The organism is Bartonella refiksaydamii, from assembly GCF_902652675.1.
GTDB classification, from domain to species: domain Bacteria; phylum Pseudomonadota; class Alphaproteobacteria; order Rhizobiales; family Rhizobiaceae; genus Bartonella; species Bartonella refiksaydamii.
In genome coordinates this window covers 1-24,659 of record NZ_LR736311.1, presented here as the reverse complement: position 1 = coordinate 24,659, position 24,659 = coordinate 1, and the positions used below count along the sequence as shown (strand labels likewise).

Sequence of the window (24,659 nt, the reverse complement as noted above, 5' to 3'; positions counted from 1 at the left end):
TAATTTATCACTATTTTAAAAATTATGTTTGACATTAATCTAAAACGCGTGATAGCCACTTAAAACGTATCATATCGATACGTTATTTTAAGAAATAATGAGAAATTAAAGGAGAATTAAAATGGGTAGTTCAAGCTCATCGAATGATTCAGGTAATTCATGTAGCTCTTCGGGTCTTCTTAGTGCAGCGCATTCAGCAGGGCAAGTAGGTTATTCGGTAGGATCGCATATAGGTGAAGTTAGAGGAGTTATATTAGGAGGAGCTTCAGCGATAGCGCTTGCACCTGAAACAGGAGGTTTAAGCCTTTTAGCGGGTGCCTTAGGAAGTGCTGCAGCGGGAGGCTATGTGGGGTCAGCACTCTATAGTGGAGCGGGTTATTTGCTTGGGGCTGAGGCAAGTCTCGCATATAATGCTTATCAATGTATGAAGTAATTTATAAAATATCTATGATATTTTTCTGAAATAATAACAGTTTTGTAGACATATTTTAATTTAATATGTCTACAATTGTTGATAAAATAATTTTCAGTTATATATATTTTTATTTGGAAATTTTGTTTTTTATGAATATTTTTAATACTATTGTTAATTTATTCTTATCAATATGTTGCTTGAGTCTATTTATATCTTTGTTCAAATTATATTATTCTTCTAAAGGATATAGTAAAAATGATATTAATAAAAAGTCATTAATAAGAGTAATTTCATTTTTTATATTATTCTTTATATTGTTTTATTATATTAAGTTTTATGTAATTAATAATTTACTTTAATTAACTATTTTATATATAAAAGTTGTAAAAATAATCTAATAAACAACTATTATTTGTAATAGTTTATATTATTTTAAATGGACTCTATTATGACTGATATTATTTTTATTATTAAAAACGCTTTATTTGCAACAAATATTTTTGTGCTTTTGAGTATATATTTTTATAAATTAACTTTTCCTACTTGGTGGCAGTCTATAAAATTAGGGTCAATTATAATTATTGTGTACTTTATAATATATTTTGGACTTTATTATTTAATAAACTAATATTAATTTCTCATAAGAGTGAACAGTATTCATAATTTTTCAAAACTCTACAAAGTGGATAATGAAAGCCTCATATGAGGCAAGTGAGTGCTATTTGTGGATATTATTGAAATATTTGTATATTTTAGTTTTTAATTGTTATGGTGGGCATTATTGATGTGGATGGATTTTATTAATTTTATTGTAAAATTGTTGCATTCAATCCTGATTGTAATTACATTTACAATTTCAGTTTTTTTGTACTACGAATCTAAAGGCTATAGTCAAAAAGAGATTCAGAAAAAACTATTATTACTAGTAAAGTTATTCTTTATATTGATGGCCATAACATTTTTTATAACATTCTTTATTGTTATATTTTATCAGTTTAATTTATTTAATAATGTATTAAATTTTATAAAATAAAGCATATATTTTTACAAATATCTTTTGAAAAGTAATAAAAGAGAGAAAATAAGTGGGGAAAAGATGTTGAGAATCTATAATTAATACTCCGCTTTTCAATTTCATTATCTCTATTGCATTTAACAATGCATTAATTGCATATGTAATCCATTCTTAAATTTTATTTAAAACTTATAATTAACAGTATTTTGATCTGTTATTGCATGCCTGTACTGATTTACAATAAAAGTGTCTGAGACAACAAAATATCACAATATTAAACGCTTTCATATATAAAACTCCTAGTTATTCTTACTGCCAAATAATCTATGCATATCAACGTTATTTATATTTTTCCTATACGAAATGCGTATGTGAGCTAATTTTTGTAACTGATATCTTTATCTATAATGAAAAGATCTACAGGTTGATTTGGATATCTATAAACTTTGTATAGTAACCCCAAAAATATGTAATAGTACAATCTTACGGTTATTATGGATTTTATTCTTATAAAATGTAGAAGCATAATGATATGCATTACAAATGGTTGCGAAGAATTGCTTTTATAGGGAGTTATTTATTTTCTTTGCAGTTTACAATTTTTTTTATCATTTTATCTTAAATAAGAGGATGTGTATTAATTTCTATTTCTTTATTTGATTTATCCCTAAAAGAGTGGAGTTATAATGATGTCAAAAAAAGTTATGATCGTGGAAGATAATGAACTTAATATGAAATTATTCCGTGATCTTGTAGAGGCGAGTGGCTATGAAACCGTTGAAACGCGTAATGGTCTTATGGCATTAGATTTGGCTCGTTCATCAATGCCTTCTCTTATCCTTGTGGATATTCAGTTGCCAGAGGTATCAGGGATTGATGTCATTAAACAATTAAAAGGGGATGAAGAACTTAAATCTATCCCCGTTGTTGCTGTAACAGCCTTTGCTATGAAAGGGGATGAAGAGCGAATTCGTGAAAGTGGATGTGAAGAATATATGTCAAAGCCTATTTCTGTTCCTCATTTTATTACAATGGTAAAGCAATTCTTAGACTGAAAACTTGTTAAATGATAGTAGAAAAAGATACAGAAAAAGCGAATGAGCAACTGCCACTATTCGTGAAAAAAGCCCCATCGAAAACGAGGCTCTATATGTCGCGCGAAAACTGAAATTAGCGCTTTGAAAATTGGAAAGAACGACGCGCTTTTGCTTTACCGTATTTTTTACGTTCGACAACACGACTATCACGGGTAAGAAATCCACCTTTTTTCAAAATCGTGCGAAGTTCTGGTTCGTAATAGGTTAAAGCTTTGGAAATGCCATGGCGTACTGCACCGGCTTGTCCAGAAAGACCTCCGCCTGCAACGGTTGCAACAATATCAAACTGAGTATCTCTATTCGTTGCAACGATTGGCTGACGAAGAATCATTCTAAGAACAGGACGAGCAAAATATTTGTCGAATTCCTTATTGTTAATGATGATTTTTCCAGAGCCTGGTTTGATCCATACGCGAGCAACAGCATCTTTACGCTTTCCTGTTGCATAGGCACGTCCTTGTGAATCAAGTTTTTGCACGTGGATAGGAGCGACATTTTCATGAGTTTCTGCAATATTTGTCACTGCACCAAGCTCAGAAAGAGAATTAATTTCAGCCATAATTAAGCAATCCTTTTATTTTTGCGGTTTAAAGCACCAACGTCAAGAGCTTCAGGCTGTTGTGCCACATGCGGGTGTTGGCTTCCAGTATAAACACGCAGATTCTTCAGTTGGCGACGGCCAAGTGGTCCGCGAGGAATCATGCGTTCCACAGCCTTTTCAATAACGCGTTCGGGAAAACGTCCTTCAAGAATCTGACGCGCTGTACGTTCTTTGATTCCACCAATATAGCCGGTATGCCAATAATATTTTTTATCTGTATATTTTTTACCGGTAAGAGATATTTTGTCTGCATTGATCACAATGACATTGTCACCATCATCGACATGTGGAGTAAATGTAGCTTTATGTTTGCCACGTAAGCGATTAGCAACGAATGTGGCAAGACGACCTAAAACAAGGTTTTCTGCGTCAATAATAACCCATTTTTTCACCACTTCAGTTGGCTTTTGTGAAAAAGTTGCCATAGAAGTATCCTCTATTAAATCCCTTTAAAACATAAGGGAATTTTTATTGCTTTGCATTGAAAATTGCTATCATAGCGAAGTATTTAACGTATACCACTTGCTCTGATATAATGTCTTTTGATTTACGTCAAGAGAAAATAAAAACTTATAAAACAGTGCTTTATAATTGAGGTATTATAATACTACGCATTGAGAGTTATTGATGCACTTTTAAAATGAGAATGGACACTGCAAAAAAATGTTTTATCTTTAAGTCCTGATTGTATTTTATTCACCTTCATTATAGAATGAGCAATAATGCAGCGGTCTCCTTATTTTCTCAATGTTAAATCTTCTGCTTGTGGTCAGGCGTGGTTAGATGCCCTAGATATTCAAGGGGTAAATAACGCTCGTGCTATTTCTCAAAAATTTGGTCTTCCGGATCAGTTAGCGCGGGTTCTCTCAGCAAGAGATGTGGATGAATCTGAAGCTGTTGCTTTTATCAATCCAACGTTGCGCACGTTAATGCCTGATCCAGAAAGTTTTAAAGATATGCAATGTGCAGCAGAGCGTATTGTTAAAGCTATTTTGAATCAAGAGAAGGTTGCAGTTTTTGGTGATTATGACGTTGATGGTGCATGTTCATCAGCATTGGTAGCGCGTTTTTTCCGTTATTTTGGTATAGAAGTAAAAATTTATATTCCTGATCGTATTGTTGAAGGATATGGCCCAAATGAACAAGCAATGAGAATGCTCGTGCAAGACGGCGCCCATTTAATTATTACCGTCGATTGTGGCGCAAATAGTCCAGATGCAATAAAAGCAGCAAGGCTTGCAGGCGCTGATATTGTAGTTTTAGATCATCATCAAATGTCAGAGGTTCATCAAGAAGCTATGGCTCTCGTCAATCCTAACCGTCCCGATGATTTTTCTGGACAGGGGCATTTATGTGCTGCTGGCGTTGTTTTTGTTACGTTAGCGTGGGTTCATCATTTATTGCGAGAGAAAAAATTTAAAGGCAAGCTTCCTGACCTTCTAAGTATGCTCGATCTTGTTGCGTTGGCGACTATATGTGATGTCGTTCCATTACAAGGCGTTAATCGTGCTTTTGTAGTTAAAGGGCTTCAAGTTGCGCGTTCCATGCATAATCTTGGGATAGCAGCTCTAACAAAGGTTGCGCGTATAGGTGAGCCACTTAATAGCTTTCATTTAGGTTTTTTATTAGGTCCTAGAATTAATGCAGGAGGTCGTATTGGAGATCAGGCTTTGGGGGCGCGTTTGCTCAGCTGTGAGGATAAAGAGAAAGCTGACAGGATAGCAGAACAATTGAATCAGCTTAATCAAGAACGCCAAGAAATGGAAGGCATTCAATTAACACAAGCGGAATTTCATATTGATTCTCTTTATCAAGAGAGTGAAACACCACGGTCACTTGTTATTGCTCATCAAGAATGGCATCCGGGAATTATTGGTATTCTTGCGTCTCGCTTAAAAGAGCGTTTTTTTTGTCCTGTTTTTGCAATTGCTTTGAAAGAAGATGGGAGCGGCGTAGGCTCGGGACGCTCAATTTACGGTGTAGATTTAGGTGCGCTTGTTCGTGAAGCGGTTACATTAAATTTATTAGAAAAGGGGGGGGGACATAGTATGGCAGCAGGGATCACAATCCAATCGACAAAAATTGAGACTTTTCGAGAATGGCTAGAAGAAAAAGTCTCTTTAATGGTTTCACAGTTGCGTGCTAAAAAGTCTCTCAATATAGATGGTTGCCTTTCTGCCTCTGGTGCCAATAAAGAACTTTTTGAGATGATCGAAAAAGCAGGCCCATTTGGTTCAGGGAATAATACACCTGTTTTTGTTTTTCCTTCTCATCGGCTCGTTCATCTAAGTGAGGTTGGAAAAGGACACCTTCGCCTTATTATTTCTAATATTGAAGGAAAAAAACTGCAAGGAATAGCTTTTCGTGCTGTGGGGACATCGCTTGGTGATTTTCTTTTTACAAATATTGGCGAAATAATCCATTTGGCTGGTAATCTTAGTTTGAATTATTGGAATGGGACGATTAATCCACAACTGCGCGTGATTGACGCAGCGGGAGTGGTTTGAGAGGGAGTTTCTTGAAAATTAAATGTCTAGATTGGAAGCAAAAGTAGAATTTTCTTGTATAAAACGAAACCGTGCTTCTGGTTTTGTTCCCATGAGGCTTTCTACTGTATTTTTAGTTTCTTGCATTTCCATTGTATCAATGGAAACACGTAACAGTGTACGTTTTCGAGGATGCATAGTCGTTTCTTTAAGCTGTTCAGCGCGCATCTCACCAAGTCCTTTGAAACGACCAATTTCGATTTTAGCTTTTCCGGTAAATTCGGTCTTTAGTAATTCATCCTTATGGTTATCATCACGTGCATAAGCGACTTTTCCTCCTTGTGATATTCTGTAAAGGGGAGGCACGGCAAGGTACAAATGCCCTTGACGAATAAGATCGGGCATCTCTTGAAAGAAAAAGGTAATGAGGAGAGAGGCAATATGAGCACCATCAACATCCGCATCGGTCATAATGATAATACGTTCATATCTGAGATCTTTTTCACGATACTTAGAGCGCGTTCCACATCCAAGAGCAAGTATAAGATCACCAATTGTTTGGCTTGAGTTCATTTTCTCGTATGCAGCACTGGCTACATTTAGGATTTTTCCACGAAGAGGTAAAATTGCTTGGTTTGCTCTGTTCCGCGCTTGTTTAGCGGAACCACCAGCAGAATCACCTTCAACAATGAATAATTCAGCACCAGCGGCGGAGTTTTGGCTGCAATCTGCAAGTTTACCAGGGAGACGTAATTTACGTACAGCAGTTTTTCGACTTATTTCTCTGTCTTGACGCCGTTTAACGCGTTCTTCAGCGCGTTCAACAACCCAATCAAGAAGTTTTGTGGATTCCTGTGGAGAATTTGTCAGCCAATGATCGAAAGGATCACGTATAGCATTTTCAACGATACGTTGTGCTTCGATTGTTGCTAATCGATCTTTGGTTTGTCCAACAAATTCAGGATTTCTGATGAAGACTGAAAGTATTGCAGCCGTTGAAATCATAACATCATCGGATGTAATGATAGAAGCACGCTTATTGCCTATTAACTCAGCGTAAGATTTCAATCCGCGCAAAAGAGCTTGGCGCAATCCTATTTCGTGTGTTCCCCCTTCTCCGGTTGGGATAGTATTGCAGTAAGACTGTACGCAGGCATCACCACCATGCCAAGCGATAGCCCATTCAACGGAGCCATGGCCATTACATTGTTTTGTTTTGCCAGAAAAAATTTCCGACGTTACTCGATATTCATCTTTTAGAGATGAGAGTAAATAGTCTTTAAGTCCATCAGGGAAGTGAAAAATAGCTTTTTCAGGAATATTTTTTGTTTTTTCAAGTATGATAGGATCGCAATTCCAGCGAATTTTTACGCCGCCAAAAAGATAAGCCTTGGAGCGTGCCATCTTATAAATTTTTTCTGGATCAAAAGCTGCTTTTTCACCAAAAATTTTACTATCAGGATGAAAACGAACGCGTGTGCCACGACGATTATAAACATCACCCAAATCTTCCAATTCAGATTGAGGAATACCGCGTGAGAAGCGTTGTCGATAAAGTTTTCGTTCTCGTGCTACTTCGACTTCCATATCATCACAAAGAGCATTGACGACAGAAATTCCTACTCCATGAAGCCCACCGGCAGTTTGATAAGCTTTTCCATCAAATTTTCCACCTGAATGGAGCTGTGTCATAATGACTTCAAGAGTGGATTTATCAGGCATTTGAGGGTGATTTTCGACAGGAATGCCACGTCCATTATCTGTAACGGTTAAATAACCTGCTCTATCTAAGGAGACATCAATTAAATCTGCATAACCAGCGACGGCTTCATCCATGGCATTGTCAATAATTTCGGCAAATAAATGATGAAGTGCTTTACTATCTGTTCCACCAATATACATTCCAGGACGTAAACGTACAGGCTCTAACCCCTCCAGCACTCGAATAGAGAGGGCATTGTAGTTATCTTCTTGCTTATCTTTCGTATTTTTTTTCGAAGTTATTGCTTCTAAGTTCATTGGGGATTGCAGATTTTTTTCTTTTGTATTTATCCGAGACTGGGCATGATTTAAAATACTAAAAAGATCTTTGCTGTTATCGCTCATGGCGTTTGATTATCCACCTCATAAAATAAACTCTTAAATAAAAATAAATTTTATGCCTGTTTTTTATTTAAAAATCAATACACTTAGGAAACATCAATTGTTGGACCAAAAATTTGCTCAAATACTTGTCTCAGAGCAATGTCAATGTCGGGCATTGTTACAGGAAAACCTAGGTCAAGAAAGCTTGTTACACCGTGATTTGTGATTCCACAGGGGACAATCCCTGAATAATGCGCTAAATTCGGATTAACATTGATGGAAACTCCATGAAAGCTTACCCATTTGCGTACACGAATGCCAATAGCCGCGATTTTATCTTCGCAAGAGAAATCGCTTTGTGTAGAAGAGCAATTGGGATGTTTAACCCAAACACCAACGCGGTCTTCACGGCGTTCACCTTTAATATTAAATTTCGCAAGCATTTGTATGATCCATTCTTCTAAGGCACTGATAAAAGCACGGATGTCTTGTTTTCGGCGTTTAAGATCAAGCATAATATAAGCAATACGTTGACCTGGACCATGATATGTAAATTCACCGCCACGACCTGCTTCATAAACAGGAAACAAATGAGGTGCTAAAAGATCTTTTTTGTTTGCACTTGTGCCAGCTGTATAAAGGGAAGGGTGTTCAAGAAGCCAAACTTGTTCATGCGCATTTTTTGCAAGAATGTTTTCTACACGCTCTTGCATATAACGCAGTGCTTCAGGATACTCGACTAGGTTATTACTTATTTTCCATTCAACTGGTGAATTACCAAGCACCATTTTAAACTGATGTGGTAAGTGATTACGATCAGTATGTTTCAATTCAAATGTCATGAGCAATATTTATGTTGATATTCGAGCTCGTATTGTAATTCAGTAAAAGAGTTGCAGAGTAAGATATGAGATTGTTTATTAAAATTGAGATAACACGATAATAAATTTTATTTTAAGAAAATTCGCTATGCTTAAAAATATGCACTCGTTTTACCATCTTCCTGTTGCACCGCCACCACCTGATGATCCACCACCACCTCTAAATCCTCCGCCTCCTGAATGGCTACCATAGATTTCCCCAGAGCGTCTGCCTGAAGCATTTAAATTTAAAAACCAAGGGGTGAAGATTATACCCATCCAGAGATATTTTTGTGGACCTACTTTTTTACCAAAAATCATTGCAAAAATGGGTAAAGCAACTATTACGAAAAGGATTAAAAACATAATTGTATTGATTACCATTTCTTCTTGTTCAGATTGTTTACGTTTTTCTTCAACAGCCTTAGCTTTTTCCTTGATTCGAAAAGAAAAATCAGAATCATTTTCTGTAATAACTTTGATCATTGCATGAACAGCTTCGACAACCCCTTTTTGATAATTTCCTTCACGGAAATTGGGAAGAACGAAGTTATTAATGATGACTGAAGACATAGCGTCTGTTAGCTCTCCTTCTAAACCATAGCCAACTTCAATACGTACTTCGCGTTCATTTGGTGCAATGATGAATAATACACCGTTATTAATCTGTTTTTGACCTAATCCCCATGTACGAAAAAGAGAATTGCTATATGCCTCTATACTGTTTCCTGAAAGGGTAGGGAGAGTTACAATAACAATTTGATCTCCTGTTTGCTCTTCGAGTACAGCCAGTTTTTCTGTTAAATTCTTTTTTGTTGCATTATCAAGCAAATGAGCTACATCATTGATATAGCCAGTTAAGGGAGGAAATTTAGTCTGCGAGTAAGCGACACTTCCCAACGCAATGGCAAAATATAGAATGCTCAAAAAAGCCCCTAAACATGGAAAAAGATTGCATTGTATAGAATGTCGAAACGGTTTCATTAATTAAAATTGACCTTCGGTGTTTGTTGGCTATTGGTATCGATGGTAAAAGTTGGTATAGGCTTAGCATCACGAAACCATAACCTTGCCCAAATCATTGTTGGCATTGTTTTCAGTGCTGTATTGTAGACACGTACTGTTTCAATATAATCACGGCGCGCAACAGAAATACGGTTTTCAGTTCCTTCTAATTGTGATTGAAGAGCGAGAAAGTTCTGATTTGCTTTAAGATCAGGATAGTTTTCTACAACAGCCATAAGACGCGAAAGTGCGCTTGATAAATTGGCTTGATTGTTGAGATACTGCTGCATTATTTGTGGGTTATTCAACATATCAGCATTAATGTTTATTTGTGTTGCTTTTGCACGTGCTTCAATAACGTTAGTAAAGACAACTTGTTCATGAGCTGCGTAGGCTTTGACAGTTTCTACAAGATTGGGAATGAGATCTGCACGGCGTTGATATTGATTCAACACTTCACTCCATGCAGCATGTGCTTTTTCTTCATTTGTTGGGATTGTATTAAATCCGCAACCAGTTAAAAATGGTATTAAAAATACCAAGAAAACAGCACTTGAAAATTTCCTTAATATCTTAACCATAGGATAAGAAAATATTATTGAAGCAGTTTGTACATTTAACATAAAGATATCTCCATAAATATTTTACCTATTATATAGGATGTATCTTTTCTATAAAAAGTATTTTAAATTTTATAAATAGGAACTTTATGATAAAATTCATATCGGTATTGGTTTTTATATTTTTTGTTATGCTTAAATATTTATTTTTAAATTAAAGTAATAAATATAAGAATAATATCATTAAATACACAATAATAATTTATAATATTATTATAAATTATTATTGTGTATTATTGCAGTAGATTAGTTTTTTCTGCCTTTTTATTTATAGACCTCTTATTTTTCATCGATAACAATTAGAGAAAAATTTTTAGATGAGCTTATAGGCTCTGGAAATGAAAATTCTGAAATCTTGCTTTAAAAATATAAATGAAGAGCAATATTTTAAAAGGCAAATATTAGGTGCTTTCTTTGAGAAAGTAACGCATTAATTAAATTTGTACTTGAGAGGTTTATATCATAAAAGCAATAAAGTTTTACCGCTGTGTGTAGAGAAATAATCAGATACAGCAATCCTCTTCTTACAAAGACTTTGAAGAGAAGTTCTTGTTTGTAATAATTGTAGAGAAAAATCTAAAAATTGTTGTTGGACTCATATTTATTTTTCTGACAGGATTTGTTTTAAATACTAGCATTTTTAGGTAGAATCTTACGCAAACTTCGTATTGATCACGCCAACGTCTTTTAGGTAGGGCTGAGAGATTAGCTATATCTATAGCGTTTTTATCTTCCGTAGAGATTGGTAAAAAGTCTGTTTCTTTTAGAATGGTAAAAAAGATAATAGAGCTCTATGATTGAAATCAAGAAATGGCAGAATTGTTGCGAAAAGAAGTAGATACTTATCGCGATAATTTTACAGTAAAGTCTTCAAATCTGTTGTGTCGTGAAATTTTTGGTATGCTTGTTAGAACATTTGTATGGTTTTTCAAATGGTTAAATAATTTTTAGAAAAAGATTGCAGACAAAGGATGTGTTTTGTAGAGGAGTGTCGGCAGATCTTATTCCCTTGAGTTATTTGCTCATCCCTCTATCTAAAAAATACCAATAAAAACAAATTGTTATTTATAGAAAGAGACATTTTTAATTCTTTGTAGCGTGTACGGTTACCAAATGCTTGTGTTACGTTTTATTATCTGATAGCTTTCCTCTTTAGAAAATGACTTTGCTGCGTGTGAGTTTCAGTTTTGGGGGTGGATACTTAAGCGAGGATAGATTTACATTCGCTATAGCGCTCTGTTAAATCTCGAGGGTTTTTCGTTGAAAGAAAGAGTTGCTGTGGTGTGTTTTTGCTGTCTATTTTCATAATTGCAAAGCAATGATGGATGTTGGAATTTTGCAGGAGTTATAGTCAGTTATGTCTTTTAGGGGGATGATGAATTTTGTTGCTACCAGTTAAAAGGTGTGTTTCATTGTGTGTTCTTTTATTGGGTACAATATCTTTGGGAAGATAAAGAAATTGGTCTTTCTTATTGCTATTTTATTTCTGTTGACCCGTTTGGTGTTGTATATAGAAAGAATTTCCTTTTACGTTTCAACTTTCGAAAGATTAAACGTTTTTTATGGAATACAGAGTGCTCGTGAAGATGTTTACTTGGTTTTTTCTACCTATTCAACTCAGTTTTGATAATGTAATAAGGAGTGAGTGTGCATTTGGGAGCTGAATTTTTGAGAAGATACGATTATTTTTAATGCAGTTTAAAGGGGTGGATTAGTAAAAAAATTATGAAGCTTTGTGCAATGATGTCGCAAAAAGCTTATAGTTTAGATGATTGGTTTGAGAATTAAGATAGAGCTTATTGGAATGGGCAAAGGGATATTGTAATGCGTATATGATACTGGTTGGTGGAAGCTATGTTGTGTGCTTTCTGTGGTTTAATTGAGATTACGCTGGTGAATTTAAAGGCAAATGGCTCTGTATAGGTAGCCAAATTCTTTAAGTCTTTGTTATTGTAAATTTACGCTATCATTTCCCAATAACTAATTAATACAATAACATTTAAAAGGAAAAGTCTATGAACTTGAAAAGACAAATATTAAAAGGCAGCAGTTCTTTTGTTTCTGTTTTTATTGCACTGGGGATGTTTGTGCAACAAATTTCAGCAAAAACACCTGCCGATACCCTCGTGATGGCTTGGAATCTCGATGCAATCAATACATTTGATCCCGCGAAAATCAATGACGTTTATGCAAGTGAAATTATTCTCAATGTTTGTGATAATTTGGTTGGCACGGCTTCAGATGATCCAGCAAAAATTGTTCCTTCTTTGGCAACCCATTGGGATGTTTCCGGTGATGATCAGAGTACGGTGATTACTTTTCATTTGCGCGATGGTTTGAAGTTTAATGATGGTCGACCTGCTAATGCTAATGATCTTGTTTGGGGCATGAAGAGAGTTGTTAAGTTGAAGATGGCTAATGCAGCAATATTTAATGAATATGGGATTACAGAACAAAATATTGATTCTGCTTTCCAAGCCCCTGATGAGAAAACGGTGGTGATCAAATTTGATAAGCCTTATCCCGTAGAACTTATCCTTAATAATATTGTTGCCAGTCGTGCTACTGCATTGCTTGATCGTGAAACAATTATGAGACATGAAAAAGATGGTGATATGGGAAACCAATATTTAGCTAATCATGCTGCTTGTGTTGGTCCTTATCAGTTAAGTCGCTGGCGCCCTGGAGAAGCCATTTTGTTGCGTGCAAGTCATAACTATTGGGGTGAAGCACCTAAACTTAAGAAGATTTTAATTCGCCATGTTGCAGAGCCCGGAACGCAGCGCTTATTGTTGCAAAAGCACGATATTGATGTTGCGCGCAATTTGACACCTGAGGATTTGGCTGATCTCCAAGCAAAAACGGATATTAAGGTTGAAAAAGTGTTGGAGCCATCCATGATGTATTGGGGATTTAATACGACAAATCCTATTTTTGCTGATGAGAAAGTGCGTTTAGCGATGCGTTATCTTATTGATTATGAAGGTCTTGGAAAGACCCTTCTCAAAGGTGTTGGTATTCCACGTGCAAGCTTTATTCCACTTGGTAATCTTGGCGCTTTGGATGAAAAAGAAGGGCAACCCTTTAAACTTGATCTTCAAAAGGCCAAACAGCTTTTAACGGAAGCGGGCTATTCGAAAGGTTTTGAGGTGAATTTTTTGGTAGGGAGCTCTCCTTATGCGTTGTCAATTGCGCAATCGCTTCAAAATAATGCAGCAAAGGTGGGCGTGCGTCTTAAAATTGAACGTTTGGCAGGTACGCAGTTATTTTCAAAACTTTACGCACGTGCTTTTGATACAATTTTTGTCGGATGGAATAATGATTCTGCAGATCCTCATACAATGGCTTCACGGCTTATTTATAATCCTGATAATCGGTTTGAGGCTAAAAATACAGCCTATCCGAGTTGGCAACATGGTTTTTTAGACACAAAGATGAATAAAAAGGTTGATGAAGCATTGTTTCAAAAAGATCCACAGAAACGAGTAGAAATATATGCTGACTTGCAGCGTGAACTCATGCAAAAAGGACCTTACGCTTTTATCTTTCAGAAATATAGCGTTGTAGCTATGACACCCGATATTAAAAAATGGGTTTGGAATAGTGCGCCACGTATTTTTTATAGTGCAATTGAAAAATAAGCGCGTATTAGGTATTATGAATACGAAAAGAGCGTGATCATGATGTAAACGATAAGAAATATTTTTTCCCCCGCAGAGAGTCTTTGTGAAAGCTCTTAAAGCTCTTTAAGGCATGAAATTGCGGGGGCTTTTTTACAGTATATAATGAAGGTTAGTTTATGCGGGAAGTGATTTTGATAAGTGTGAAAAGGTATATTTTGGGAGATCTTTGTTCATCTTGATACAAAGAGTATGTATTCTGATTATAGGTTGATGGTTAAGAGTTTGTTTTAGGGATGTTTGATAAGCGATGTTAATGTTTTTCGCTATGTAGTTAAAAAGGTGAAGGAAAGGCATTAGAAACACTTTGTGTGAGAAAGATTAAATAAAATGCAAAAAGAAGGGGTAAAATGAGAAAAGAAAGATTATTAAAGGGCTTTTGTATTTTGTTAAGCACAATTGTTTTTTTAAATGGCTTTCTACAATCAGCATTCAGTGCATCATCTAAAGATACATTGGTGATGGCATGGAATATTGACTCAATTAGCAGTTTTGATCCTGCTCAATCTGTTGAGGTTGTAACGAGTGAATTATTGATGAATATTTGCAGTGCGTTAGTACAGTATGATAAGCATGATCCTACAAAAGTTCGTCCTGCTATGGCCCAATCTTGGGATGTTTTAGATAACGGTAAAAGGGTTGTTTTTCATCTTCGTGATGATTTAAAGTTTGATGATGGAAGGACAGCGACGGCGCACGATCTTGCATGGTCGATGAAACGGATTATTAAATTAGGATTGAGCTATGCTCAATCTTTAATGGATTACGGATTTACCAAAGACAATATCGAAACAAATATTAAAGCTCTTGATGATAAAACTTTACAACTGAAATTAGATAAATCCTACCCTATCCAGCTTATATTGACTGTTATTGGGCAGTCCTATGCTTCTGCTTTACTTGATCGGCAAACAATTGAAGTAAAGAGTGTTAATGGGGATATGGGTAATAAATATTTAGCTACGCATTCAGCTTGTGTTGGACCTTATAAATTGGTACGCTGGACTCCAGGAGAAAAGGTTGTCTTACAGGCGACCAAACATTATTGGGGAGATGTGCCTAAAATTAAGCAGATTGTCGTGCAGCATGTTGCTGATTCAGCGAGTCAGAGACTTCTTTTGGAAAAAGGTGATGTGGATATAGCGCGTGATCTCTCTTCAGAGGATGTTTTGGATATTGAAAAACAGGGGGGGGCCGTTAAGATTAGCCGCGTTTTGCGACCACAGATTGTTTATTTGTCGTTAAATAATAAGAATGCAGTTTTTTCTCATGAGAAAGTGCGTTTGGCGATGCGCTATCTTATTGATTATAAAGGTCTTGGAAAAACTGTTTTAAAGGGTATTGCGATTCCACGTGCGACTTATATGTCATTAGGTATTCCGGGCGCTTTGAATAAAAAAGAAGGATTGCCGTTTAAGTTAGATTTAAAAAAGGCAAAACAATTGATCAGTGAGGCTGGTTATCCTAATGGTTTTAAGGCTAATCTTTTAGTTGGTAGCCTTAATTATATGTCGTCTGTTGCACAATCTATTCAAGCCAATGCGCGCAAAATCGGTGTTGAACTCACAATTGAAAAAATGGCACAAAATCAGTTACTGAGCCGCGTGCGTGGTGGTAATTATGATACTGCTATTATGGGGTGGGGGAGTGCTGATCCTGATGGACATCCCGCTTCATTAAATCACGTTTTTAATCCTGATCCAACATTTACAAAAAAGCATAATATGTATTTGGCTTGGCGTGCTGGATATTATGATGAAAATGTCAATAAAATGGTGATGGATGCTTTGTTTGAGCAAGATCAAAAGAAGCGTATTTTGCACTATCGTGCTTTACAACATTATGTGCTTGAACATGGTCCTATGGTTTATTTATTTCAGACATATTATACTGTTGGTATGGGGGCTGCAGTGAAAAAGTGGGTTTGGAACAGTTTTAGATTATACTACAATGATGCAGAAAAATAAAGGCGGGCGTTGTATAAAGAAAGATTGTAGAGAGTTCTTGATGAGAATTTGCTTGATATTTTATAAAAAGGTATGAGCTTTATGTTTAGTAGCCATAGAGGGGGATATTATAATGGTTTTGCCATTTTCAGAATCTGAAAAAGCTGTATCACAGAAGCAAAAAAAAATGTTTGTATGGGATTTTTTTTTCAAAGGTCTTAAGTTACTTATTTCAGTTTTTGTGACGTTGCTTGGTTTGGTGACCATCACTTTTTTTATTGGTCATCTTCTTCCTTTAGATCCCGTTCTTGCTATTCTTGGTGATAATATCAGTCAGGAAGCTTATGATGCAATGTTTTATAAGTTGGGTCTTGATAAGCCATTGACTGTTCAGTATTGGAATTATCTTCGTAATGTATTTTTGTTTGATTTTGGAGATGCCTTAACCTCTGGGCGTCCTGTCTTAACAGATATTATGCGTGTATTTCCTGCAACGTTAGAGCTCGCCACAGTTGCTATTATTATTGGTACGAGTCTTGGTATTCCTTTTGGTGTTTTTGCAGCAATGTATCGCGATTCATTTATTGATTACTTTGTTCGTACTTTTACACTCCTGAGTTATTCAACACCGACATTTTGGCTTGGGTTAATGGCGTTATTAATATTTTATGCCAAGCTTGGCTGGATTGGGGGTCCAGGGCGGATTGATTTTATTTATGAATATTCTTTTGAGCCAAAAACAGGTTTTTTTCTTTGGGATACTGCTAGGCAAGGACAGTGGGAAGCTTTTGCTAATGTCTTTGGTCATATTATTATGCCTGCTTTAATCTTAGCTTTCGGTGCTATGGCCTATATTAGTCGTATGACTCGTGCGTTTATGATTGAACAGCTCAATCAAGAATATATCATTACAGCACGTGTGAAAGGATTATCTTGGATTCGAACGGTGTGGGGGCATGCCTTTCGCAACGCTGCTGTTCAGATTATTACCGTTGTTGCGCTTTCTTATGCTTTTTTGTTAGAAGGTGCTGTGTTAACAGAAACAGTTTTTGCTTGGCCTGGATTCGGACATTATTTGACGAATGCTCTTTTGGCGGGAGATATGAATGCAGTGGTTGGATGTACTATGCTTGTAGGGTTTCTTTTTGTCATCATTAATTTATTTTCTGATTTACTTTATCGCATCTTTGATCCAAGGACACGCTGAATATGACAATAGTTAATCATCATAAATCGCAATCGCCATTTTCTTTAGGACGTTGGTTAAATGAGCCTGTTCCACGGTCAATAGTTCAAGCAAATGTGCAAAAAATTTATCATGCATTGATTAAGTTTTTTCATAATTTATCGGCTTTAATTGGTCTGGTTATTATTTCTATTATTGTCATATGTGCGTTTTTTGCTCCTTGGATTGCTACGCATGATTTTCTTAGCAATGATCTTGTTCACAGATTGCAACCACCTTCTATGTTGCATTATTTTGGAACGGATGAATTGGGGCGTGACATCTTTAGTCGCATCGTTTTTGGTGCGCGTATTACTCTTTATATCGTTTTTCTTACTACAATTATTGTGGGGCCGATAGGGTTGATTGTTGGGACTGTCTCTGGCTATATAGGGGGATGGGTTGATACTGTTCTCATGCGCATTGTCGATATTTTTCTTGCTTTTCCAAGTTTGATTTTAGCTCTTGCTTTTTCAGCTGCCTTGGGACCAGGTATTGAAAATGCATCTATTGCAATTTCAATTGCAGCATGGCCATCAATAGCGCGTTTAGCGCGTGCTGAAACTTTGACTATACGTTCATCTGATTATGTCTCTGCAGTTCGTTTACAGGGAGCATCTAATTGGCGAATTATTTTGTTTCATATTGCACCGATGTGTATTCCTTCAGTGATTGTACGGTTAACGTTGGATATGTCTGGAATTATTTTAACAGCTGCTGGTCTTGGTTTTTTGGGATTGGGAGCTCAACTCCCAAGTCCTGAATGGGGAGCAATGCTTTCGTCTGGCCGTGAATTTATGATGACAAATTGGTGGTTAGCGGCGATACCAGGTTGTGCGATATTGTTAGCAAGTCTTGCCTTCAATCTTTTAGGTGATGGACTTCGTGATGTATTGGATCCACGTAATGGTTAAAAAAATATTAGAGATAGAAGATTTGCGTATTTCTTTTCCTACGAGACGTGGTGTTTCAGAAGTTGTGCGTGGCGTTAGCTTTTCCGTAGGAAAAGAGAAAATTGGAATTGTTGGAGAATCTGGGTCTGGAAAATCAATGACTGGGCGTGCGATACTCAAGTTGAGTCCAAAATCAGCAATTGTCAAAGCTAAAAAAATGCGCTTTGATGATGTCGATTTATTGAGTGCGCGTGAATCTCAGATGCGAACTATCCGAGGTAAACGTATTTCAATGATTTTACAGGATCCCAAATATTCACTTAATCCACTAATACGGATTGGGGATCAGATTATGGAAGCTTATCGTATTCATTACCGTGTTTCAAAAGCTGATGCGTGGGAAAAGACAATTTCTATGTTAGAATCTGTTCATATTCGTGATCCAGAACATGTGATGCGATTATTCCCTCATGAAATATCTGGAGGTATGGGACAGCGGGTTATGATTGCTATGATGCTTATTCCCAAACCTGATTTAATTATTGCGGATGAGCCAACCTCTGCGCTTGATATTACAGTAAGGCGTCAGGTTTTATCAGTGTTGGATGAGCTAGTCACCGAATCTGGAATGGGACTGATTTTTATTAGTCATGATTTGAATATGATTGCTGATTTTTGTGATCGTGTTTTGGTTATGTATGCAGGACGCGTGTTAGAAGAATTGTCTGCATCTAATTTGTCTCGCGCTTGTCATCCTTATACCAAAGCTCTGTTAGCGAGTTTGCCACGGCTTGATAATCCTGTTGATGTTTTGGCTGTTCCTGAACGTGACCCTGACTGGTTGCATAATCCTACGATTGTTAATGGTGTTGAAGGAGTTGCTCCATGACCAGTTGTGAGAATATTATCGATGTTTCTCATTTATATGTGACCTTTGGAAATAGGCACAAGGCAGTGACAGTTGTTAAAAATGTCAACTTTCATATTAAGCGTGGTGAGGCTTATGGTTTGATTGGTGAATCAGGATGTGGAAAATCAACCATTTTAAATACATTAGTTGGGCTTATTCCAGACTATAGTGGGCGTTTCATTTTTGATGGAGAAGAAGTAGCAAAAAAAAGGAATAAGAATTTTCTGCGCCGGATTCAAATGGTTTTTCAAGATCCTTACGCTTCTCTTCATCCAAGAAAAATGGTCTATACGGTTCTTTCTGAATCTCTCAAAATCCATGGTATGGATAATCCAAAGGAGCGGGTACGTGATGCTTTAAATTCGGTTGGTTTAGATGCTTCCTTTCTTTATCGTTATCCACATGAGTTGTCTGGAGGGCAACGTCAGCGTATTGCTCTTGCACGTGCTTTGATTATTGAGCCAGAAGTTTTATTGCTTGATGAGCCGACATCTGCATTGGACGTGTCTGTACAGGCTGAAATTTTAAACTTGTTAAAATCGTTACGAGAGGAAAGAAAACTCACTTATTTGATGGTATCTCATGATCTTGCCGTTGTTGCACACATCTGTGAACGTGTTGGAATTATGCATAAAGGGATTATTCTTGAAGAACTTAGCAATAATGATTTGCGTAATTTGCATGCACATAGTGACTATACAAAGATGTTTTTTGAAGCCAGTATCGATCCCATTGCTTATAAAGAAGCAAGGGTAGGATAGGTTTTACAAAAAAAGTGGAAGTTTTTTCTGTTTTAGGTCTTTGCAGATGTTCAGCATTGCCTTTGCAATGTAGTTTTTTGTCGTTTCGAGTTTTGTAGGTATAAATTGCGTAGAAAATTTATCTATATATTTTTATCCTGTGAGGCATACTGTAATATGAGATACGCAGGTGACTTATAGAGTATTAATTATCTGATATCATTGCACTTTTTTTGATCACAATTTTATATCCAGCAGCTTTTGTTATAAAATTTTGAGATTTAAATTTATAAAAAATAACAGTATAATAAGTAATAATGCTATATTTTATAGTATAGCTTTTTGAGGTCTAATTTATCGATAAATGCTAAGTTTTATTTTTTAAAAAAGAAGAATCTGTTGTGAGAATTTTTTGAATATTAAGCGATAAATTCTAAAATATTTTGGGTGTTCTTAAAAGAGAAAAAAACAGATTTTATAAATAAAAAGGTCAGCACATTTTACTGTCTTTTTGCTAAAGCGAACAGAAAAATACTCTTGTTTTTACAGCTTTATCTCTTAAAATTGATAGCGTATTCCGCCTGAAAAACTTGCTCCGGATATACCAGTTTTTTGAAGCTTTTGTTGATAACTGACATTGCCATGAAGCGAGACATTTGGAGATAGTTGCGCACTGATACCAAGCCCACCTTCAATAGCAGACCCCATAGAATCAAGTTGATAATTCTTATCAATATGTATTGCTTTATCATTACCAAAAGTTTTTATCACATTTATTTTTCCGTAGAAGGAAGTAAAACGACTGCTTTCAGTGGTGAAAATAGTTTTTGTCAAACGCCCACCAACACGGATTAACCATTGATGAGGATTATTCATATCAACTTTAAAGCCGTCAGCATCTGAAAGAATATCAAATGTCAAATGTTGATAAGCAAATTGCGCTTGGGGTTCGAAGGTTACTCCTTCCATTCCGGTTGCAAACTGTTTGCCAACGGTGTTGGAGATGCTCAAAGTTTTCACATTTTTTAATGTTGCAGTTTTGCCAATGATGGCATTGGTGATATCTCCTTTTATTATCCCATAGGATAAAAGTGTATCGATGTAGAAACCATTGTCATGCTGTATGCTGCCATAGGCTGTTAGTGACCATTTATTCAGCGAGCTCTTCCCAGCATCTTGCATATCTTTTGGGGAAAAAGACATTTTCCCATAAGTTCCTACAAAGCCAAGATGTGTTGTGGTGTTTTGTCCTTCCAGTGTAGGTAGTGCAAGACCGGCTTGGAGAGCAGCATAGCGAATACCAGCACCGCTATAACCATATTTACGAGGGCTGCTCTCAGAGGATAGGGTTCCTGTACTTCCATAGATGTATAAGAAAAATCCTGTCTTTTTGTCCTTGTTTCTGCCCAAGGTAGATGTTCTCATATTGGCTAAAAGCGTATTTTGTTTAGCCATATCAGTCAATCCAGCATAGAATAGGGCGTTTGGCATGACAAAATAGCTTGCTACTTGCGGGAGAACTGCTTTCGCTTTTGAATCAGGATCCAGAAATTCATTTTGCAAGCGAAAATCCCAAAAATTATCACCATTCCCTAATAAATTTTGATTCGCATTAGCCAGACCATAGTTTGCTTTTGGTCCATAGGCGGTAAGTATATATTTATAAGGCGAACCTTTTATTGCGATATAGTTATTCTCTAATTTAAAAGAGTTTTTATCTGCTTCTCCAGAAACTTGAATCAGTGAAATGCCGCGTGTATTTAAAGGATCAGAATCGTCTGCTTTTACAGTTTCTTTTTCTAAACGGTTTTGAAAATAAACTGTTGTGGTGCCTGAGACATCACCATGAATTAAAAGGCGATCTGTTTTCTGATTGCCTATTGCAATGCCATCACTCCATTCAGTGTTTAAATAAATTTTTGCATTCTCTGTTGCATTGTAGACGGCCGTGGTATCTGGTTTGCCAGATCCTATATGCAATGTTTGATAATGATCTTCCATTGGTGTATCAAAAGCGATAGAGCTATTGTTGAGATTAAGTACAGAAACTTCAGAAAGTGATCTTTGGGTAATATCAAGCAGATTCCCTGCATTGTCTTTTTCTTGTGTACTGACCTTTAAGAGCCACTTTGTACCGTTGATCAGACTAAGGGATGCTTGATCGACTTTATCGGATTCGTTAACTAAAACCTTTGCGCTGCCTTCTAGAATAGAACTATCTGCAGTTACATAAGATATCCCAGGGGACTTTGTATCAACTGCGGTTATTAATAAAGTATCAGCAAAAATTTTTGAATTTTTTAGAATAATCTTTGATTGATCACCTTGTACTTTTAGCGCACCACCACTGGCGTTCACAACAGTATCTGTCAGATCAATTTGTCCACTGGATTTTGCATAGGCTGCTGACTGTGAGCTAGTTGTGGTCAGAGTTCCTCCCACCATTGTGATTTTTGCTTCTTGATCATCTGCTAGTAGTCCATCGCCACTGGCGTTCACAACAGTATCTGTCAGATTAATTTGTCCACTGGATTTTGCGTAAGCCGCTGGCTGTGAGCTAGTTGTGGTCAGAGTTCCTCCTACCATTGTGATTTTTGCTTCTTGATCATCTGCTAGTAGTCCATTACCACTAGCGTTCACAACAGTATCTGTCAGATTAATTTGTCCACTGGATTTTGCGTAAGCCGCTCTGGCTGTGAACCGGTTGTGGACAGAGTTCCCCCTGTCATTGTAATTATCGATTTCGGTTTTTCTGCTTGTATCCCATTTTGAGTAGAGAGAACCGTAACATCATCTTTTAAAAAAATATTACTACCGTTCCCAGCATATATTCCAAGATTTTTTCCTTGAAATAAACCTGCTGATACCGTTATTTGAGAACCATTATCCGCATACAGACCTTTTTGTGCGTTCTCAATGGTTACGTTTTTTAAAGTAACAGTGCTTGCATCTGTCATTACCCCATTTTCTTTGGCATTAATTATTACATTTTTCAGTTTATTGTCTTCTCCTACACTGTTAACAAAAGAAATGCCACTTTTAAAAGAATTTATGAAACCACCGGCCATATTTAACATAGATCCGCCTGTTATTTGGGCACATAGTCCATTTGTTACGTCAATTGTCACATCATTTAACTCAACGATACTTTGATTACTGACTTTTATGCCAGCGATTTCTCTATCACTATTCTGCCCTGCGTTAATGGTGCCATTAGTTATTATGACCTTACTACGGTTCTTTATATCAAGACCAATCGTTACACGCTTAATGGTTGTGCCTTCTAGATAAATTTGGCTGCTAGGACCAATCGATTCTACACCGATTCCATATTCTCTAACATATTTAATTGTTACTGGTTTACCATTTTCATCTATTATTGCTTCGCCATTATCATCTTTAACTGGCACTTCCCATTGAGTTAGAGGACCAATTACTTTTAAATATCTACCATGGATTATACCGGTACTTGTCACTTTAATTTTCTCATAAGTTGCGTTTGTGCTACCTGTTATATCTTCGCCAGCATTAGCTGAAAGTTCGGTAGCATGGGCGTTGAAAGGGACTCTAGAGAGCATCATAATTGTAGCAAATGTACACGATAGAGGATATTTTTTATGCATAATGTATTATTCTCCTTATAACACACAAAAGTCTCCTACTATAAGAAGTATAATAAATGGATTATTATTATAATATACAAATAGATTATTTTTATTTATGTGTAAAGTATAAATAATGATTTATAAAATACCTAATGTTTTTATAATATAAATTTATTATTAAATATTTTTTTATAAATCATAACATTTATCTATTTAATATCATTAATTTATATCATTCTGTTATAAAATATTCTATTGATAGTAGATACTATTTAGAAAAATCTTAATTAGATTATGATAAGAAAGAATATGAAAGATACTAAAAAGATTTTTGGTGTTGCCATTTCAAAATCAATAAAGGGATAGTTTTTTAAGTAATTCTTGTAAAAGATAAAAAGCTTTAGAAGTGTTTATAAAGTTTTTTGAGAGCCCCTTAAAAAACTTTAAAAAGTAAATTAATACAAATTTTAGTGTAAAACTACAGCATTTACGCCGCTAAAGCAGCTGTGGCTTTTGATATGACGGGAGATCAGATTGGGGAGCGTTTTGCCAAATTGCGCAATGTCTTTAAGCTTAATCAAGCAGGCATTGAAGATTTAGGTGATGCCATCAATCATCTCTCTAACCACATGGCGGCAAAAGCAAGCGAAGTGTCTGACTTTACCAATCGCGCCACCGGTGCAGCAACCATGTTTAAACTCACCGCACGGGAAACAACGGCTTTTGGTACGGCAATGATTTCTGCTGGTATTGTGCCTGAGAGTGCAGCGCGTGGTTTTAATGCCATGAGTGCCCGCATACAAGCAGGAGGCAAGCATATTGAAGATGCTTTTGCCAATATCGGGCTTTCCCGCGAAAAATTTATGCAAGATCTCGACAAAGATGCCACTGGTACTTTGGTGCACTTTTTTGATGTTTTAGCCAAATCCGAACAGGGCATGCGCTCGCTGATTGCCATTGCGGGTCGGGATTTTACCGGTGATTTTGCCAAATTGGTTGGCAATCCAGAATTGTTAGGGCAAGCTTTAAAATATGTTGAAGACCCAAAAGTCTTTAAAGGCTCGGTGGAGCAAGAAGCAGACAAACAAGCAACGGGCGCTATACGGCAATTTGAACTTTTGCAAAACCGCATCATAGCTTTGGGAATTACCATTGGTGAAGTCTTATTGCCCCCTGTCAACAGTTTGATGGCAAGTATTGGTGGGTTTATCAATGTTCTTATGGCATGGGCGAATGCGCATCCCGCTTTAACAAGCGCTATCATCAAAACCATTGCCGCTCTGATGGCTTTTAACATTGCTCTGCGGGTGTTGCGCTTTACCCTTGCTGGTACACGGCTTGGCTTGCTACAGTTGATAGGCTCTTTGATCAAGCTTGGTGGTGTGAGCGGCAAGCTTAAAACAAGCTGGCGAGGCTTAGCAGCTTCAGGGCGTTCCTTGAAACTATTGATGGCAGGGCTTGGGGCAAGTTCACTCA

General features: G+C 36.5%; 16 protein-coding genes and 2 pseudogenes. 10 read left to right on the top strand and 8 right to left on the bottom strand.

The genetic code is table 11. The annotated features are described in order from the left end of the window. Window positions 1-121 precede the first annotated feature (121 nt). Both GQO39_RS06765 and GQO39_RS06760 read left to right on the top strand, forming a co-directional pair. Window positions 122-433, top strand: a complete 312-nt coding sequence (locus GQO39_RS06765; protein WP_156851515.1) for a hypothetical protein — start codon at window positions 122-124, stop codon at window positions 431-433. A gap of 1,686 nt (window positions 434-2,119) precedes the next feature. Further along, window positions 2,120-2,485 (top strand): response regulator, encoded by a 366-nt coding sequence (locus GQO39_RS06760; protein ID WP_007552438.1) that lies wholly within the window; start codon window positions 2,120-2,122, stop codon window positions 2,483-2,485. Between the two features lie 115 nt (window positions 2,486-2,600). On the opposite strand, the gene rpsI is transcribed toward GQO39_RS06760, so the two are convergent. Both rpsI and rplM read right to left on the bottom strand, forming a co-directional pair. Continuing rightward, on the bottom strand, window positions 2,601-3,086 hold the full coding sequence (rpsI, locus tag GQO39_RS06755; protein WP_007552439.1) for a 30S ribosomal protein S9: 486 nt from the start codon (window positions 3,084-3,086) through the stop codon (window positions 2,601-2,603). A gap of 2 nt (window positions 3,087-3,088) precedes the next feature. Next, window positions 3,089-3,553, bottom strand: a complete 465-nt coding sequence (gene rplM / locus GQO39_RS06750; protein WP_156851514.1) for a 50S ribosomal protein L13 — start codon at window positions 3,551-3,553, stop codon at window positions 3,089-3,091. 297 nt (window positions 3,554-3,850) lie between these two features. Between rplM and recJ the strand changes: the two genes are divergently transcribed. Further along, a complete protein-coding gene (recJ, locus tag GQO39_RS06745; protein ID WP_156851513.1) occupies window positions 3,851-5,635 on the top strand; it encodes a single-stranded-DNA-specific exonuclease RecJ in 1,785 nt (594 codons plus the stop codon). A gap of 18 nt (window positions 5,636-5,653) precedes the next feature. Here recJ and parE read toward each other — a convergent pair whose 3' ends face one another. The 4 genes from parE to GQO39_RS06725 form a co-directional block, all read right to left on the bottom strand. Further along, window positions 5,654-7,720: a DNA topoisomerase IV subunit B gene (gene parE, locus GQO39_RS06740; RefSeq protein WP_156851512.1), complete on the bottom strand. Its 2,067-nt coding sequence runs from the start codon at window positions 7,718-7,720 to the stop codon at window positions 5,654-5,656. 83 nt (window positions 7,721-7,803) lie between these two features. Continuing rightward, window positions 7,804-8,541 (bottom strand): lipoyl(octanoyl) transferase LipB, encoded by a 738-nt coding sequence (gene lipB, locus GQO39_RS06735; protein ID WP_156851511.1) that lies wholly within the window; start codon window positions 8,539-8,541, stop codon window positions 7,804-7,806. Window positions 8,542-8,691: 150 nt separating this feature from the next. After that, complete coding sequence (locus GQO39_RS06730) at window positions 8,692-9,543, bottom strand: TPM domain-containing protein (protein ID WP_156851510.1); 852 nt, start codon at window positions 9,541-9,543, stop codon at window positions 8,692-8,694. Next, window positions 9,543-10,187, bottom strand: a complete 645-nt coding sequence (locus GQO39_RS06725) for a LemA family protein (RefSeq protein ID WP_156851509.1) — start codon at window positions 10,185-10,187, stop codon at window positions 9,543-9,545. The genes GQO39_RS06730 and GQO39_RS06725 overlap by 1 nt, the downstream gene beginning before the upstream one ends. Window positions 10,188-12,199: 2,012 nt before the next feature. Here GQO39_RS06725 and GQO39_RS06720 point away from each other — a divergent pair. The 6 genes and pseudogenes from GQO39_RS06720 (at window position 12,200) to GQO39_RS06695 (ending at window position 19,599) form a co-directional block, all read left to right on the top strand. Next, entirely contained in the window at window positions 12,200-13,825 is a 1,626-nt protein-coding gene (locus GQO39_RS06720) for an ABC transporter substrate-binding protein (RefSeq protein WP_156851508.1), read from the top strand. A 389-nt stretch (window positions 13,826-14,214) separates the two neighbouring features. After that, complete coding sequence (locus GQO39_RS06715) at window positions 14,215-15,831, top strand: ABC transporter substrate-binding protein (RefSeq protein WP_156851507.1); 1,617 nt, start codon at window positions 14,215-14,217, stop codon at window positions 15,829-15,831. Window positions 15,832-15,943: 112 nt separating this feature from the next. Next, window positions 15,944-17,017, top strand: a complete 1,074-nt coding sequence (locus tag GQO39_RS06710) for an ABC transporter permease (protein ID WP_156851506.1) — start codon at window positions 15,944-15,946, stop codon at window positions 17,015-17,017. A 2-nt stretch (window positions 17,018-17,019) separates the two neighbouring features. Beyond that, entirely contained in the window at window positions 17,020-17,949 is a 930-nt protein-coding gene (locus GQO39_RS06705; RefSeq protein ID WP_007552450.1) for an ABC transporter permease, read from the top strand. 79 nt (window positions 17,950-18,028) lie between these two features. After that, window positions 18,029-18,817: pseudogene (locus tag GQO39_RS06700) on the top strand (ABC transporter ATP-binding protein); the annotation flags it as partial. After that, entirely contained in the window at window positions 18,814-19,599 is a 786-nt protein-coding gene (locus tag GQO39_RS06695; RefSeq protein WP_156851504.1) for an ABC transporter ATP-binding protein, read from the top strand. The pseudogene GQO39_RS06700 and the gene GQO39_RS06695, both read left to right, overlap by 4 nt. 537 nt (window positions 19,600-20,136) lie before the next feature. Here the strand turns inward: GQO39_RS06695 and GQO39_RS06690 are convergent. Further along, window positions 20,137-22,218, bottom strand: a complete 2,082-nt coding sequence (locus tag GQO39_RS06690) for an autotransporter outer membrane beta-barrel domain-containing protein (protein ID WP_308418503.1) — start codon at window positions 22,216-22,218, stop codon at window positions 20,137-20,139. 11 nt (window positions 22,219-22,229) lie between these two features. Beyond that, entirely contained in the window at window positions 22,230-23,201 is a 972-nt protein-coding gene (locus tag GQO39_RS09435) for a NosD domain-containing protein (protein ID WP_308418502.1), read from the bottom strand. A gap of 461 nt (window positions 23,202-23,662) precedes the next feature. On the opposite strand from GQO39_RS09435, the pseudogene GQO39_RS06685 reads away from it, so the two are divergent. Next, a pseudogene (locus GQO39_RS06685) lies at window positions 23,663-24,659 on the top strand (phage tail tape measure protein); the annotation flags it as partial.